Raw genomic sequence first — 15,397 nt, 5'->3', positions numbered from 1 at the left:
CTTCACCCCTGCCTGGACGACGACGGGGCGGGGATGGCCGGCGGCGTCTTCATCCGGCCCATACGCAGGTACCAGACCCCGATGGGAATGGGGGCCAGGGCCACGACATAAAGCAGTACGGCCATCTGCGGAACCTTGGCGATCAGGTTGACCATGCCGATGACGGCGCTTTGCAGGACCAGCCCGCCCACGGCCGCGATGGTGATGCGTCGGGTCTGCCCCCGTCTTGAAAACTCACCCGGCAACAGGGCTGCCAGGGCGATCACGGCAAAGGACACGGCCAGCAGCGGGGAGGCCAGCCGGTTATGCAGTTCGGCCCGCAGACGGCCGGCGAAGCGCTGGTCGGTGGGATCGGCCGATGGTGTCCACAGCTGCGCCAGCGTCCTTTCACGGGGTTCGACCCAGCGCGCCGGCAACTCGCGCCGTAACGACTGCAGGTCAATGGCATAGCGTTCGAACTCCAGCCATTCGGTCTTGCCCGTCGCCTCATAGAACTTGCTCTGGGTGCCGTCATGGACCAGCACGCGCTGCACCCCATCATTGTCGGTCAGGGTGCCGCGGGCCGCCACGACCGTGGTGGAAATGCCTTCTCCGCGGGTGTCGTGGATCAGGATATCCTGCAAGGTGCCGTCGGGCAGCCGGTCGCGGATATAGATGGTCAGCTTGTCGCCCAGTTCGTTGAAGGCGCCTTCGCGCAACAGGGCGACCGACATGTCGCTGCGCACCGTCTGGCGCAGGGCGACAAGCTGTCGCTGCGCGGCCGGACCGATATAGACCGACAGCAGATAGCAGGCGACCATGGCGCCGGAGGCCAGCACCAGCACCGGCTTCGCCAGTGCCATCGGACCCAGGCCGGCGGCGCGCATGACCACCAGTTCGCTTTCCTGTGTCAGCTTGTTATAAGTGAACAGCACGGCTGTCAGCACGCCGAAGGGCAGGACGATTCCCAGGAAACCCGGCAGCGACAGCACGGCCAGATGCAGGAACATGCCGAATCCGGCGCCCCCTTCCACCACCATTTCCACCAGCCGTAATGACTGGGTCAGCCAGATGGCCGCGGACAGGCCGCCGGTGACCACGGCAGTGGCCAGCACAAGATGGCGAAGCAGGTAGCGGTTGATCTGGTTCATCATTTCCCAAAGGGCCCCGCGCGGGCGGGACGGCATTATGCTATCCATGGCCCTTAAGGGGCGATTGCGTCCTGAACGTGGCGGACCCATCGATTTTGACCCTGCCCGACCTTGACACGGTCACGAGGCTGTTCTTTATCGACTCCCTGCCATGCACACAACCGTCAGCGCCCATGCAGACGGTCCAACAACAAAGAGAGCCCCGGAATGAAAATCGCCTTCTCCTCGCCCGGCCTGCCGAAATCGGGCGCCCTGGCCATCACCGTCGCCGCGGACCGCGCCCTGGGCGCCTTCGGCAGTGAGCTGGATCAGAAGTCCGGTGGGTTCATTGCCCGTGCCATGGAGCAGGGCCGGTTCGCCGGCAAGCCGGACGAGGTGCTGACCCTGGTCGCCCCGCCGGGTGTGGACGTCGCCCGCCTGGTGCTGGTGGGAATCGGTACGGCGGCGGAGTTCGGCCCGCTGAAGGCCAACAATGCCGGTGCCACCGCCTATGCCGCCGTCAGCCTGTCGGGCGAAACCGACCTGACCGTGACGCTGGACGCCCATGACGGGCTGTCGGGCGATGCAGGCGAACTGGCGGCAGAGACGGCGTTCGGTGCTTTGCTGCGTTCCTACCGGTTCGACAAGTACCGGACGACGCTGGCCGCCGACAAGAAGCCGTCGATCAAGAAGGTGACGGTTGGCACCGACGCGGCCAAGGCCGCCAAGAAGGTGTGGGAGAAGCTGGAAAAGATCGCCGACGGCATCTTCCTGACCCGCGATCTGGTGTCCGAGCCGCCGAACGTCCTCTATCCGCAGTCCATGGCCGAACGCTGCCAGGAACTGACGAAGCTGGGCCTGGAGGTCGAGGTCCTGGACGAGAAGAAGATGAAGAAGCTGGGCATGGGCGCGCTGCTGGGCGTGGGCCAGGGCTCGGTCCAGCCGCCGCGTCTGGTGGTGATGACGTGGAATGGCGGTGCCAAGGACGACGCCCCGGTCGCCTTCGTCGGCAAGGGCATCACCTTCGACACCGGCGGCATCTCCATCAAGCCCGCCGCCAATATGGACGAGATGAAGTGGGACATGGGCGGGTCCGGCACCGTCGTCGGCCTGATGGCCGTCCTGGCCGGCCGCAAGGCTAAGGTCAATGCCGTGGGTGTCGTGGCCCTGGCGGAAAACATGCCGGACGGCAATGCCCAGCGTCCGGGCGACATCGTCACCACCATGTCGGGCCAGACGATCGAGGTGCTGAACACCGATGCCGAAGGCCGTCTGGTGCTGGCCGACGCCCTCTGGTACACCCAGGACCAGTTCAAGCCCAAGTTCATGGTCGATCTGGCGACCCTGACGGGCGCCATCATCGTCAGCCTGGGCAATGAACATGCCGGCCTGTTCTCCAACGATGACGACCTGTCGACCAAGCTGACTGAAGCCGGTCTGAAGACGGGTGAGAAGCTGTGGCGCCTGCCGCTGTCGCCCGCCTACGACAAGGACATCGACAGCGACGTGGCGGATGTGAAGAACATTGGCCGTCCGATGACGGCCGGTTCCATCATCGGCGCGCAGTTCCTGCAACGCTTCGTCAACAAGGTGCCGTGGGCGCACCTGGACATCGCCGGCACGGCTTGGTCCAAGGAAGCCAAGGGGGCCGTGCCGAAGGGTGCCACGGCCTTCGGTGTGCGCCTGCTGGATAATCTGGTCGCCACCCATTACGAAGGGTAAGGCCGGATAGGGCGAAGGCCGGGGGTGGCAGCCGCCCCCGGCCTTCACCTATGCTTTCCTGTGTTTCCGAGATCTCAGCCTTTGCTGGAGCTGGTTTGATGCGTCGCACCGTCCTTCCCCTTGTCCTGGCCCTTTTGGCTGCGCCGCTTGCATTGGCGGCAACCACGACGCCCGTGTCCGCGCAGGAGGAAGTCAAGGCCAAGGTCAATGACAGCATGAGCGACGCCCTGCCGCGCCGGGTTGATGGCTGGAAGCGCGGAGAGGTGCGACCGGCAACCGGTGCCCTGCCCATGTACTCCGCCGCGACGGCCGAGGCGGTCTACAAGAAGGGGGAGGTGGAGGTGACGGTGGGAACTGCCCGCAGCCCGACCCTGTTCAAGGCGATCATGGGATCGGTCAAGGTGCCGTCCACCCTGCCGCCCAACGGCAAGATTGAGAATGTCGCCGGGCGCAAGGCCATCGTCATCCGCTATCCGGAAGCCAAGGTGCCGCTTTACCAGATCCAGATCCCGGTGGGCACGGACGGCATTGTCATGCTGACCACACGCACCGGCACGGTGGAACATCTGGTCGAACTGGCCAAGGAAGTGGATTTCGACCCCTTCCCGTTGCGCTGATTCTCAGCGATGACCGAACTGCGTTTCTATCATCTGACCCGCCGCACCCTGGAACAGACCTTGCCGGGATTGCTGGAGAAGTCGCTTGAACGCGGCTGGCGGGTGCTGGTGATGACGGCCAGCGAAGAACGGGCCGAGGCGCTGTGTCAGCATCTGTGGACCTATCGGCCCGACAGCTTCCTGCCGCATGGCACACCCAAGGACGGGAACGCGGCGCACCAGCCCATCCTGATCCAGTCCTTGGATGCGCGCACCAACGCGGCCCATGTGCTGTTGCTGACCGATGGCACCTCCAGCAATCTGCTGGGCGAATATGAACTGGTCTGCGACCTGTTCGACGGCAATGATCCGGAAGCCGTCGCCGCTGCGCGTGACCGTTGGCGTCAGGCGAAGGCCGGCGGCCACGATCTGACCTACTGGCAACAGAATGAACGTGGTGGCTGGGAAAAGAAGGCCTGATTTTTCGGGAGCCTTTGCGCCATCCACCAACGAAAAGGGCCGGGCACCCCGACGGTGCCCGGCCCTGATCGCCATGCCGCAATAGAATCGCGGCTGCGTCTTACTTCTTCTCTTCCGGCGGCGGGGCGGGCTGCTGGGCCTCGGGGGCCGGAGCAGTGGTGCCTTCCGCCGGGGTGGCCGGGGGCGTGGTGGTTTCAGCCGGGGCAGCAGGGGCGGGCGTGGCGGGAGCCGCCTGTTCAGCCGGGGCCGGAGCGGCGGGCGCCGCCTCCTTCTGCTTCTGACCGCAAGCAGCCAGGCCCAGGACCATCAGGCCGGAAAAAACCAGGGGAAGCACGCGCATTGTTCGCTCCTTCGCTTATCGTGGCCGGCGGCCGGGGGCCCATCCCCCCATCGCCGGGTACGCTTCAACGCACCAACCTTGAAGCGTTGAGTCTAGAATGACAACAGTTTGGGTACAGTTTTTTCACCGAAGCGATCATTTTTCCGGCAATCTGCCCAATATCCTGCCGCCAACATGATCAAACTCTCAACAGATTGCGGCAATCCCATGCCATTGGCTGGGTAATTCAAAGGCTTGCAGTGGCAATCGCGTCCTGCCGCAACCGATTACAAGCCAGATCCAGGGCGGTGCGCAATTGCGGGGCCGAATAGGGCTTCTGCACAAAGCCCAAGGGCTTGGCCTGTGCGACCCGTTCCATGGTCTGTTCATCGGCGTAGGCGGAGAGGAATACGCTTCGCACCCCCTTTTCAAGCCACAGCCGCCGGGCCACCTGCACGCCGTCATTGGCGCCGCGCAGCCGGATATCCATCAGCGCCAGGTGCGGGCGTTCCGCCGCCGCCGCCGACAGCGCCTCCAACTCGGACGCGGCGATACCCACCACATCGAACCCAAGTTCAGTCAGCGTCAGCCGCACGCCAAGTGCCACCAAGGCGTCGTCTTCGACGATCAGGACCCGGACCGGCATATCAGACGGCAGCACTGAACCCACGAGGCCACCCCTCAGGCTTGCACGCAGGGACTGCGTGCATTTGCATGGTTGCTGCTATTTTCAATACGGTAACAATGCAAGGCACGCAACCCGCCCAACTGTCCGTAACCTGGATAGGCCGAAAGGCAAGTTTTCCATTGCTGCAGCGGCGATCAGCGTTCGCCCGTCATGAAAAAGGCCCCTGTCCGGGATTGGAAACAGGGGCCTTGGTCAGGGATTTATGGATGGCGATGCCGGCGCTTGAGGCCGGTGATCGGTTACGATCACCGGGACGGGGGATTATTGGCCGGGAATCGGCGCATATTTGCCGGCGGTCCAGCGGTAGACGACATAGTCGGTGACCTTACGGTCGCCCTTGGCATCAAAGGACAGCGGGCCGATCACGGTGCTGTATTCACCGTCACGGATGGACTTGGCCACCTTTTCGGAATCCACTGATTTGGCCTTGGCGGCGCCGCCGGCCCAGACCTGAACCGCCGCATAGGTGTAAAGCGTATATGCCTCCGGTTCGAATCCGGCGGCGCGGAAACGCTTCACCACGTCGGCGGCTTCCGGCTTGTCGCGATATTCGTTGCCGAACGTCACCAGCGCGCCTTCGGCCGACGCACCGGCGATGTTCCAGAATTCCTGGTTCACGGTGCCGTCACCCGACATGAACACGGCCTTCAGCCCCGCATCGGCCATCTGGCGGACCAGCAGGCCCGCTTCGGTGTGCAGACCACCGAAATAGACGACGTTGATTCCCGCGTCTTTCATCTTGGTGACCAGGGCCGACATGTCACGGTCGCCGACATTGACGGCGTCGAACATGGATTCCGTCTTGCCGCCCTTCTTCAGCGCCGCGCGAGTCGCTTCCGCCAGACCACGGCCATAGGTCGTCTGGTCATGGATGACGGCGACCTTGCCATCCTTGTGATTCTTCAGCAGCCAGGCAGCGGCCACATCACCTTGCTGATCGTCACGGCCGCAGGTGCGGAACACCGTGTCCAGGCCCTGTTCGGTCAGTTGCGGATTCGTGGAAGCGGGGCTGATCATGATGATTCCCTCGTCCGCGAACACCTTGGAGGAGGGGATGGAGACAGCGGAATTGAAGTTACCGAAAGCAGCGACGCCGCCTTGGGTGGCCAGCTTGTTGGCAACCGCGACGCCCTGGCTGGGATTGGATGCGTCGTCCAGATTGACCAGCTTCAGCTTCTCGCCCAGCAGGCCGCCCTTGGCATTGATGTCGGCCACGGCCATTTCGGCGCCGCGGCGCATCTGTTCGCCAAAGACAGCGTTGGGGCCGGTCAACGGCGCCACCAGGCCCACAACCGTGTCGGCAAAGGCCGGCAACGCGGTCAACATGGTTGCGGCCGCCAGGGCGGCGGCGAAGCTCTTCTTCAAATTCATTGTCGCCAATCTCCTGCGAGGGCTTTGTCCGTGAAGGTGAAGCTATCACGGGGTCCTTTCCCGTCAAATCCGTACATGGGCGGCACCGTGACGATTGGTGCTTGAAGCGCAGCGTCCGATTTGCTATCCACCGCCAACCGCCGGGGGCGATAAGCCCGAAGCGGTCTTCCGGCATGTGTTTGCGGCCGTGGCGGAATTGGTAGACGCGCAGCGTTGAGGTCGCTGTGGGGCAACCCGTGAAAGTTCGAGTCTTTTCGGCCGCACCATGACCCAGATGCGAAAGCCCCGGAACAGCGATGTTCCGGGGCTTCGTGCTTCTATGGCCCCGGCACAATCGCAGCACCCCGGACAGGATCGTTGCAGGTGAAACGGATGTTCTAAGTCAATGGCAAGGTGTCATATGGTTATACCCCTGCTGGCTGGTCGTTAGGTGTATTTCTTTTTGCCTATAACTGTGCATAGATAAACGCTCCTGGAAACCATGAGTGTGAATCGTGCGCGACTTTTCGAGATTGGATAAGTTCCTGGATGGCCTTCGCGGCGAGATCTACGCAGAGCCTCCGACCGAGCCCGCGATCACAATCACCGCTGTCATGGTAAACAGCCTGCGCGAAAAGGGCGTCATCAAGGCCGACATGGATATTCTGGATGTCGGTTGTGGCCAGGGCGTGGCCTTGAAGCATTTCAAGGATGCGGGGGCCAGGGCGGTTGGTGTGACCATCGGTGCCGATTATGATGTCTGCAAGGCAGCCGGCTATGATGTGATCGAAGCCGACCAGAGCTTTCTGGAATATCCTGATCAGTCCTTTGATTTGCTGTGGTGCCGGCACGTACTGGAACACAGCCCGTTCCCTCTGTTCACGCTGTCTGAATATTTTCGCCTCACCCGTGTGGGCGGCCACGTCTATGTCGAGGTGCCGGCACCTGATACGACGGCACAGCACCAGGAAAATCCAAATCACTACAGTGTCTTTGGCCTTACTGCCTGGCGAAGCCTGATGGTCAGGACCGGGTTCAGCATCGTCGAAGCGACCGCCGTTAACCCCATCGTCAAGTGCGGACCCGACACTTATTGGGCCTTCCTGCTGCGGCGTGACTTTTAAAACCGACTGTTAAGGCCAGGCGGCGGTGCGCCGAATGCACTGCCGTCTGGATTTGTGTGCATCGGTGCCTCGGCCGTACCCCGGCGGGCGAACGGCGATCCCTGGCACCGCAGGGCCAGAGCGACAGGTCCTGATCCCCACGGATTGGCAAGACCCGGAACAGGGATCGACATCTCTTTGTCATGGGCAGACACGGCACGACGGAATGTTGTGCCGTCCATTCTTGTTTGCCTGCTTCCCGCGGACCGCATTCCCCTATGGCTGGACAGCGGGACCGTGTCGGGCCTAACTAAGAGCCAATAAAAATCCGTTCAGGTTGCTGGAGTGCCCCCCTAAATGACCGACGCCTTCCGCGACGCGGCGCTTGATTACCATCGCCTGCCTGTCCCCGGTAAAATCGCCGTCACACCGACCAAGCCACTGGCAACACAGCGCGATCTGGCGCTGGCCTATTCGCCCGGCGTGGCGCATGCCTGCGAGGCGATCGTCGAGGACGAGACCAATGCGGCCAAATATACCAGCCGCGGCAACCTGGTGGCGGTCATCACCAACGGCACGGCCGTGCTGGGCCTGGGCGATATCGGCCCGCTGGCATCCAAACCGGTGATGGAAGGCAAGGGCGTTCTGTTCAAGAAGTTCGCCGGCATCGATGTCTTCGATATCGAAATCAGCGAGAAGGACCCCGACAAGCTGGTCGATGTCATCGCGGCCCTGGAACCGACCTTCGGCGGCATCAATCTGGAAGATATCAAGGCGCCGGAATGTTTTTATGTGGAGCGCAAGCTGCGCGAGCGCATGAACATTCCCGTCTTCCATGACGACCAGCACGGCACCGCCATCATCGTGGCCGCCGCCATCACCAACGCACTGAAGCTGACCGGCCGCGACTTTGCCAATGTGAAACTGGTCTGTTCCGGCGCTGGGGCGGCGGCACTGGCCTGCCTTGACCTGCTGGTCGATATGGGTCTGCCGGTGGAGAATGTCTGGGTCAGCGACATCAAGGGCGTGGTCTATCAGGGCCGTACCGAACTGATGGACCCACGCAAGGACCGTTACGCCAAGGCCACCAACGCCCGCACGCTGGACGATATCATCGGCGGCGCTGACATCTTCCTGGGCCTGTCCGCGCCCCGCGTGCTGACCCAGGACATGGTGAAGAAGATGGGCGAGCGGCCCATCGTCATGGCGCTGGCCAACCCGACGCCGGAGATTATGCCGGACGAGGTCAAGGCCGCCCGTCCCGACGCCATTGTCGGCACCGGCCGGTCGGACTTCCCCAACCAGGTCAACAATGTCCTGTGCTTCCCCTTCATCTTCCGCGGCGCGCTGGATGTCGGGGCCACGACCATCAACGAGGCGATGAAGATTGCCGCGGTGAAGGCCATCGCCCGTCTGGCCCAGGCGGAAGTGCATGACGTCGTTGCTATGGCCTATGGGGAGGCACCGCCCAGCTTTGGCCCGGAATATCTGATCCCGCGCCCCTTCGACCCGCGCCTGATCCTGGAAATCGCGCCGGCCGTGGCCAAGGCTGCCATGGACAGCGGTGTGGCCGTACGCCCCATCCAGGATTTCGACGCCTATCGCGAACAGCTGGGCCAGTTCGTCTTCCGCTCCGGCCTGCTGATGAAGCCGGTTTTCGCCAAGGCCAAGGCCGATCCGCGCCGCATCGCCTATGCCGAGGGTGAGGAGGAACGGGTGCTGCGCGCCGCCCAGCAGGTCCTGGAAGATGGTATCGGGCAGCCGATCCTGATCGGCCGCCGCGAGGTTGTGGCCCGGCGTATCGAAAAGCTGGGCCTGCGCCTGCGCTTGGGCGACAATGTGCGTCTGGTCGACCCGCAGAACGACCCAGCCTACAATGATTATTGGCAGACCTATCACCGCAAGATGGAACGTGGCGGCGTGTCGCCCGACCGCGCCCGCCAGGTGGTGCGCACCAATTCCACCGTCATCGGGGCGCTGATGGTGGAAAAGGGGGAGGCCGACGCTCTGATCTGCGGCACGGTTGGCCTTTATGACTGGCACATGAAGCATGTGAATGACGTGATCGGGAAGAAGCAGGGGGCCCGCGTCATGGCGGCCCTGTCGGTTCTGATCCTGAACCGCGGCACGTTCTTCCTGACCGACACCTATGTCAACGCCAACCCGACCGCCGCCGATCTGGCGGAAATCACCGACATGGCGGCGGAAGAAGTGCGGCGTTTCGGTCTGGCCCCGAAGGTGGCGCTGCTGTCGCATTCCAGCTTCGGCAGCCACGCGGACATGTCCGCGGTGAAGATGCGGGAGGCGCTGCAGGCCATCAGGGCCCGCTGCCCGGACATGGAGGTGGAGGGCGAAATGCACGCCGACGCCGCCATCAGCCCGGAAATCCGCAGCCGTATCTTCCCCAACAGCCGCCTGAACGGGTCCGCCAACCTGCTGGTCATGCCCGACCGCGACAGCGCCAACGTGTCCTTCAATCTGCTGAAGGTGCTGGGTGACGGCCTTGCCGTCGGTCCGGTGCTGCTGGGGGCGGCCAAGCCGGCGCACATCCTGACGCCGTCCGTGACCGTGCGCGGCATCGTCAACATGTCGGCCCTGGCCGTCATCGACGCGCAGATGCACACCCCCATCAACGGTTGAGGCGACGCCGCTGTATCGCTGCTGCCGGACCCGTGGTACAGCCGGAGGGAAGTGGGGACGGAGGAGAGGCAGGGGACAGGCACATGAAGAACCTTCCCCTTGTCGGCTGCGGGACCGGTCGCCCCCACTGAGGTGGTATACGGTCATCGTCCGGCATTGCGCCGGGGTGTTACGCATATGGCCCACAGGTCGGGTTTCACCCGGCCGTTACTGGGCCATATGCTGACAGAGGCCGGCTTTCTGAAAGTCGCCATCATCCGGCGGGCCCGTCCCTATTACGACCTCTGGGCGGTCGCGACACGGTGGGATGCAAGCGCGGAAGAATTGTGTGCCCTGGCCGGGCAGCATTTCCCACCAGCGCCCGCCCACGCCCGTTGATAACCGGGGACGGATATCCGCCATCGGATATCCGTTGAAACCAGAGAATGGGAGACCGGCCCATGGCAAGGATGCCGGATGATCTGCCGCCGCATTCAGTGGAAGCCCTGCTGGCGGCCGATGAGAGGGACGCTGCTGCCGCCGCCCTGGCGGCACTGCACCCCTCCGACATTGCTGATCTGTTGGAGCAGGCGGACGACGACCGGCGCGACCTGCTGATCGCCTTGCTGCGACCGGATTTCGACGGGGAAATCCTCGCCTACCTCTCCGTCGATCTGCGCGAAGAGGTGATGGAACGGCTGGAGCCCAAGGCATTGGCCGCAGCCGTGGCGGAATTGGATACCGATGACGCAGTCGATGTCATCCAGGATCTGGACGAGGAAGCACAGCTCTCCATCCTGTCCAACCTGCCGCCCGAGGCACGGGCGCTGGTAGAGGAGGGGCTGACATATCCAGAATATTCCGCCGGTCGCCTGATGGGACGCGCACTGGTGTCGGTGCCGGAATTCTGGACTGTCGGGGGACTGCTGGACTATCTGCGGGCAGCCGCCACGACCGACGACAGTCACCTGCCGGAGGAATTCTACGATATCTTCATCGTCGACCCGATGCACCGCGTTGTCGGCAGTGTGCCCCTGTCACGCGTGCTGCGGGCCCGGCGTGGTATAAAGCTGAACGAGATTCTGCACCAGGACATCCACCGGATTCCCGTCACCATGGACCAGGAGGAAGTGGCCCGGCTGTTCCGCAATTACGGGCTGGTGTCCGCGCCGGTCGTGGACAGGGCGGATCGGCTTGTGGGCGTCATCACCGTCGACGATGTGGTGGACGTGATCGAGGAGGAGGCGGAAGCAGACCTTCTGGCCATGGGCGGCGTGGGGGAGGATGATCTTTACCGGGCCGTGCTGTCGACGGCCCGCTCCCGGTTCCGCTGGCTGGCCGTAAATGTGGTGACGGCCCTGATCGCAGCGACGGTGATCAACCAGTTCTCCGGCACCATTGCCCAGGTTGTGGCGCTGGCATCGCTGATGCCCATCGTGGCCAGCATGGGCGGCAATGCTGGTACCCAGGCGCTGACGGTGGCGGTGCGCGCCTTGGCAACCAAGGAGTTGACCAGCGCCAACGCTGCCCGCGTGATCGGCAAGGAAGTGCTGGTCGGGTTGCTGAACGGCTTGGCTTTGGCCGGCATTGTCGGCGGCATCGCCTATGCCTGGTTCGGCAATCCGCTGATCGGGATCGTCATTGCCGGTGCCATGATCATCAATCTGCTGTGTGCCGGGCTTTGCGGGGGGTTGATCCCCTTCCTGCTGGATCGGATTCGGGTCGACCCCGCCGTGGCGTCGGGCGTGTTCCTGACCATGGTCACGGACGTCGTCGGATTCCTGTCCTTCCTGGGATTGGCGACCTTGATTCTGCTCTGAGCGGATGAAAAGGCTATAACCAACGGCCTAGGCATGGGCTGGGCGGCCAAGTCTGTAACAGGCTTACCAGACCATTTTGTAACGTTCCCGCCCAAATGATTGCACCCGATTGTATGCATGGGCCGAAATTTGTAACTTTATATCCGACTGATGGATGATTTCTGATCATCGCGGGTAGGCCGGGACAATATGTTCGGCAATTAAATTACAAAATAGGTAAATAATCTTTTCGATTCATACGGAAATTTCATTTATTATGAAATATGATTCTAATATTGCGTACGTATTGCAGGAATGCAACAGCGCTGAATCTGTTTACACGATTGGAGCCCACCGTTCTTGTCGCTGGCCCCTGCGTCGTCGTTAACTGGTACCAACCTGCAAGGGATGAATTCCGTTCGGCCTGGGGAAATGTCGGCGGACACCGGCGGGGAACTACAATGGGGTAAGAGATGACAATCCAACACAGCGCGTCGGACCGCGCGTTGCGCGCCGTTCTGCTTTCCGGCGCCACCGCTATTCTGCTGACCGGTATGCCGGCTTCGGCTCAGACGGCTCCAGCTTCCAGCAACCAGTCCGTCGGTATTGAAGAAATTGTCGTCACGGGTTCGCGCATCCGTCGACCCAACGTCGACAGCGCCGTTCCGGTGACCAGCGTGTCCGGTGAGGATCTGCAGGCCACGGGTAACGTATCGCTCGGCGACGTGCTGAACGATCTGCCGGCCCTGCGCTCGACCTATGGCAGCGCCAATTCCACCCGCTTCATCGGCACCGCCGGCCTGAACCTGCTGGACCTGCGCGGCCTGGGTGTTTCGCGCACGCTGGTGCTGCAGAACGGGCGTCGCCATGTTGGTGCGTCGGAAGGCTCCAACACCGTTGACGTCAACATGATCCCGACCGACCTGGTCGAGCGGACCGACGTGGTAACTGGTGGTGCCTCGGCCATTTACGGTTCCGACGCCATCGCCGGCGTTGTGAATTTCGTGCTGAAGGATAATTTCGAAGGCACGGTGATCCGTTCGCAATATGGCCTGACCGGCCATGGCGATGCGCAGAGCTATTTCGTCAGCGCCACCACGGGCGGCAATTTTGACGAAGGCCGCGGCAATGTCGCGATGTCCGTCGAATATGCCGACCAGAATGAACTGATGATGATGGACCGCGACTGGTCGCGCAGCCGCGCCGGTTTCGTCATCAATGAGCCGACCTCCGGTGAGCCGGGCGGCACTGACGGCATCCCCGATCGCGTGTTCGTGAAGGATATTCGGAACGTCCTGTTGAGCGAAGGCGGCTCCTACGTTGCATCCTGCCCGGCAAGCTTGACCGGTGCGGCGCGTGAAGCCCGTTGCAAGCCCGGCGGGAACATCCCGCGCGTGTTCCGCTTCCAGCCTGACGGCACCTTGAAGGAAGCCAACTACGGCACCACCGATTTCCGGACCTTCGCCAACAACAGCGATGGCGGCGATGGCACGACGCTGCGCCGTTACGGTCAGCTGCAGCCGGGCATCGAGCGTCTGGCCGTCAATACGCTGGGCCATTACGAGGTTTCGCCGGCCTTCGTGCCGTTCTTCGAAGCCAAGTATGTCCGTAACGACGTCAAGCAGCAGTCCAGCCCGAATTTCAGCCAGGGCGACCTGATCATCCACCTGGACAACCCGTTCCTGACCAGCCAGGCGCGGACCCAGCTGAATTCGCTGATCCCGGGCACGTCGGCGTCGCGCACCTTCTCGGTCAACCGTAACAATCTCGACATGGGCAGCCGTGACGAGACGACGACCCGCGAAACCTATCGCGCCGTCGTCGGCACCAAGGGTGAGTTCAACGACGACTGGAATTACGAGATTTCGCTGAACTACGGCGAATTCCGCAGCAAGATGCAGTCCGGTGGCAACCGTATCGAACAGCGTTACCAGTTCGCTACCGACGCCGTCCGTGACAGCACCGGCAAGATCGTCTGCCGCGTGACCGCCGATCCGTCGGCCCGCGAAGCCATCGATCCCAGCCTGGAAAAGTATCTGGCAGACGACGTGGCCAAGTGCGTGCCGATGAATGTGTTCGGCGAAGGCGCCATGTCCCAGGAAGCCCTGGACTATGTGATGACGACGTCCAGCTACCGGGGCATGCAGAAGCAGTTGGTTGCCGGTGGCTTCATCTCCGGTGACAGCTCCGACCTGTTCGAACTGCCGGCCGGTCCCATCGGTTTCGCCGCCGGTGCGGAATACCGTCGTCAGACCTCCTATTACGCATTCGACGAGTTGGTGCGTGACGGTGCCACCTTCCTGAACGCCATTCCGGAATTCGATCCGCCGGCGTTTGAGGTGAAGGAAGCCTATGCCGAAGCCAACGTCCCCTTGGTGAAGGATGTGCCGTTCTTCCAGGAACTGTCGGCACAGGGCGCCGTCCGCGTCGCGGATTACAAGGGCGAAACCGGCACCGTTCTGGCCTGGAATGCCGGCGGTACCTGGTCCCCGCACAGCTGGATCCGCTTCCGCGGTAACTACTCCGTCGCCGTCCGTGCTCCGGACCAGAGCGAACTGTACGAGTCGCAGACGCAGAACTTCGCGTCGATCAACGATCCCTGCGATGTGAACTATATCAGCAGCGGCAATGCCAACCGTGCCAAGAACTGCGCAGCCGCTGGCATCCCGACGGGCTTCATCAATGAACTGGCCCGTTTGCAGACGGCTGAAATCCTGTCGGGCGGCAACCCGCTGCTGACGGAAGAGAAGTCGAAGTCCAAGACCCTGGGCTTCGTGTTCACCCCGGACGATATCGTCTCCGGTCTGTCCCTGACCGTCGACTATTTCGATATCAAGGTGAACAACGTCATCGCCTCGGTGTCGGCGCAGCAGATCGTCAATCTCTGCTATGACTCGGCCAGCCTGGACAATGCGTTCTGCGCCCTGATCAAGCGTCAGCCGGCCGGCAGCATCAACCCGCGCACGGGCGAGAGCAACGCGTTCTTCTTCGTGCCGCAGGGTATCCTGCAATCCTCTCTGAACTTTGCCAGCCGCGTTTCCCGCGGTGTCGATTTCGAACTGAACTACAACACCGACATCGGTGATGTCGGCTCGCTGGAAACCCGCGCCATCGCGACCTATGTCCGTCAGCGCGATAATTTCCCGAACGTTCAGGATCGGAAGTTCAAGGATCAGATCCTGTGGGAACTGGGCGACCCGAAATGGTCGGCCAATTTCTCGGCCAAGTTCATGACCGGTGCCTGGGCTTTCAGCTATGGGATGAACTTTATCGGCCGCATGGCCATCCCGACGATCGAAGCCATCCGTTCGGTCCAGGGCCGTCCGCCGGAGAACCCGGATTACGGCACGGAGCTGTGGTACCCGAACATGTTCTATCATGACATCCGCGTCGCCTACGATCTCACGGATGGTCTGAACCTGTATGCGGGCGTCAACAACCTGACCGACCGCGATCCGCCGTTCGGCGTTACGGGTACGGGCGAGGGTTCCGGCATGTACCAGAACAAGGGCCGCTTCTTCTATGGCGGCTTCAAGTACAGCTTCTGATGCTTCAGGGCTTCCGGCGCGGCCACCGCCGCGCCGGACTCTTTCCCAAACTTGCTCAAGGTCC

11 protein-coding genes and 1 tRNA gene are annotated in these 15,397 nt (G+C 62.5%); 8 read left to right on the top strand and 4 right to left on the bottom strand.

Annotation, left to right across the window (positions count from 1 at the left end; all coding sequences use genetic code 11):
- Positions 1-2: 2 nt before the first annotated feature.
- Positions 3-1,166: an LPS export ABC transporter permease LptF gene (gene lptF / locus ACODTW_RS19205; protein ID WP_488947679.1), complete on the bottom strand. Its 1,164-nt coding sequence runs from the start codon at positions 1,164-1,166 to the stop codon at positions 3-5.
- A gap of 171 nt (positions 1,167-1,337) precedes the next feature.
- On the opposite strand from lptF, the gene ACODTW_RS19200 reads away from it, so the two are divergent.
- The 3 genes from ACODTW_RS19200 (at position 1,338) to ACODTW_RS19190 (ending at position 3,907) form a co-directional block, all read left to right on the top strand.
- Positions 1,338-2,831: a leucyl aminopeptidase gene (locus ACODTW_RS19200; RefSeq protein ID WP_488947678.1), complete on the top strand. Its 1,494-nt coding sequence runs from the start codon at positions 1,338-1,340 to the stop codon at positions 2,829-2,831.
- A 98-nt stretch (positions 2,832-2,929) separates the two neighbouring features.
- Positions 2,930-3,448: a hypothetical protein gene (locus tag ACODTW_RS19195; protein ID WP_488947677.1), complete on the top strand. Its 519-nt coding sequence runs from the start codon at positions 2,930-2,932 to the stop codon at positions 3,446-3,448.
- Positions 3,449-3,457: 9 nt separating this feature from the next.
- A complete protein-coding gene (locus ACODTW_RS19190) occupies positions 3,458-3,907 on the top strand; it encodes a DNA polymerase III subunit chi (RefSeq protein WP_488947676.1) in 450 nt (149 codons plus the stop codon).
- A 100-nt stretch (positions 3,908-4,007) separates the two neighbouring features.
- Here the strand turns inward: ACODTW_RS19190 and ACODTW_RS19185 are convergent, their stop codons facing one another.
- The 3 genes from ACODTW_RS19185 to ACODTW_RS19175 all read right to left on the bottom strand — a co-directional run bounded on the left by ACODTW_RS19185 (position 4,008) and on the right by ACODTW_RS19175 (position 6,285).
- Positions 4,008-4,247 carry a hypothetical protein gene (locus ACODTW_RS19185; protein ID WP_488947675.1) on the bottom strand — a complete coding sequence of 80 codons (240 nt, stop codon included), beginning with the start codon at positions 4,245-4,247 and terminating at the stop codon, positions 4,008-4,010.
- Between the two features lie 226 nt (positions 4,248-4,473).
- Positions 4,474-4,896 carry a response regulator gene (locus tag ACODTW_RS19180; protein WP_488947674.1) on the bottom strand — a complete coding sequence of 141 codons (423 nt, stop codon included), beginning with the start codon at positions 4,894-4,896 and terminating at the stop codon, positions 4,474-4,476.
- Positions 4,897-5,175: 279 nt separating this feature from the next.
- Complete coding sequence (locus ACODTW_RS19175; RefSeq protein WP_488947673.1) at positions 5,176-6,285, bottom strand: branched-chain amino acid ABC transporter substrate-binding protein; 1,110 nt, start codon at positions 6,283-6,285, stop codon at positions 5,176-5,178.
- Positions 6,286-6,466: 181 nt separating this feature from the next.
- Here ACODTW_RS19175 and ACODTW_RS19170 point away from each other — a divergent pair.
- The 5 genes from ACODTW_RS19170 (at position 6,467) to ACODTW_RS19150 (ending at position 15,333) form a co-directional block, all read left to right on the top strand.
- Positions 6,467-6,551 (top strand) — tRNA-Leu (locus ACODTW_RS19170).
- A 228-nt stretch (positions 6,552-6,779) separates the two neighbouring features.
- On the top strand, positions 6,780-7,388 hold the full coding sequence (locus tag ACODTW_RS19165) for a class I SAM-dependent methyltransferase (protein ID WP_488947672.1): 609 nt from the start codon (positions 6,780-6,782) through the stop codon (positions 7,386-7,388).
- A 336-nt stretch (positions 7,389-7,724) separates the two neighbouring features.
- Entirely contained in the window at positions 7,725-10,007 is a 2,283-nt protein-coding gene (locus ACODTW_RS19160; protein ID WP_488947670.1) for an NADP-dependent malic enzyme, read from the top strand.
- A 440-nt stretch (positions 10,008-10,447) separates the two neighbouring features.
- A complete protein-coding gene (gene mgtE, locus ACODTW_RS19155; protein ID WP_488947668.1) occupies positions 10,448-11,806 on the top strand; it encodes a magnesium transporter in 1,359 nt (452 codons plus the stop codon).
- Positions 11,807-12,258: 452 nt separating this feature from the next.
- Positions 12,259-15,333: a TonB-dependent receptor domain-containing protein gene (locus ACODTW_RS19150; RefSeq protein WP_488947666.1), complete on the top strand. Its 3,075-nt coding sequence runs from the start codon at positions 12,259-12,261 to the stop codon at positions 15,331-15,333.
- Positions 15,334-15,397 lie beyond the last annotated feature (64 nt).

Source organism: Niveispirillum sp. FG148 (genome assembly GCF_057809655.1).
Note: the sequence above shows the minus strand (reverse complement) of the source record. Positions and strands in the feature narration are given on the sequence as shown.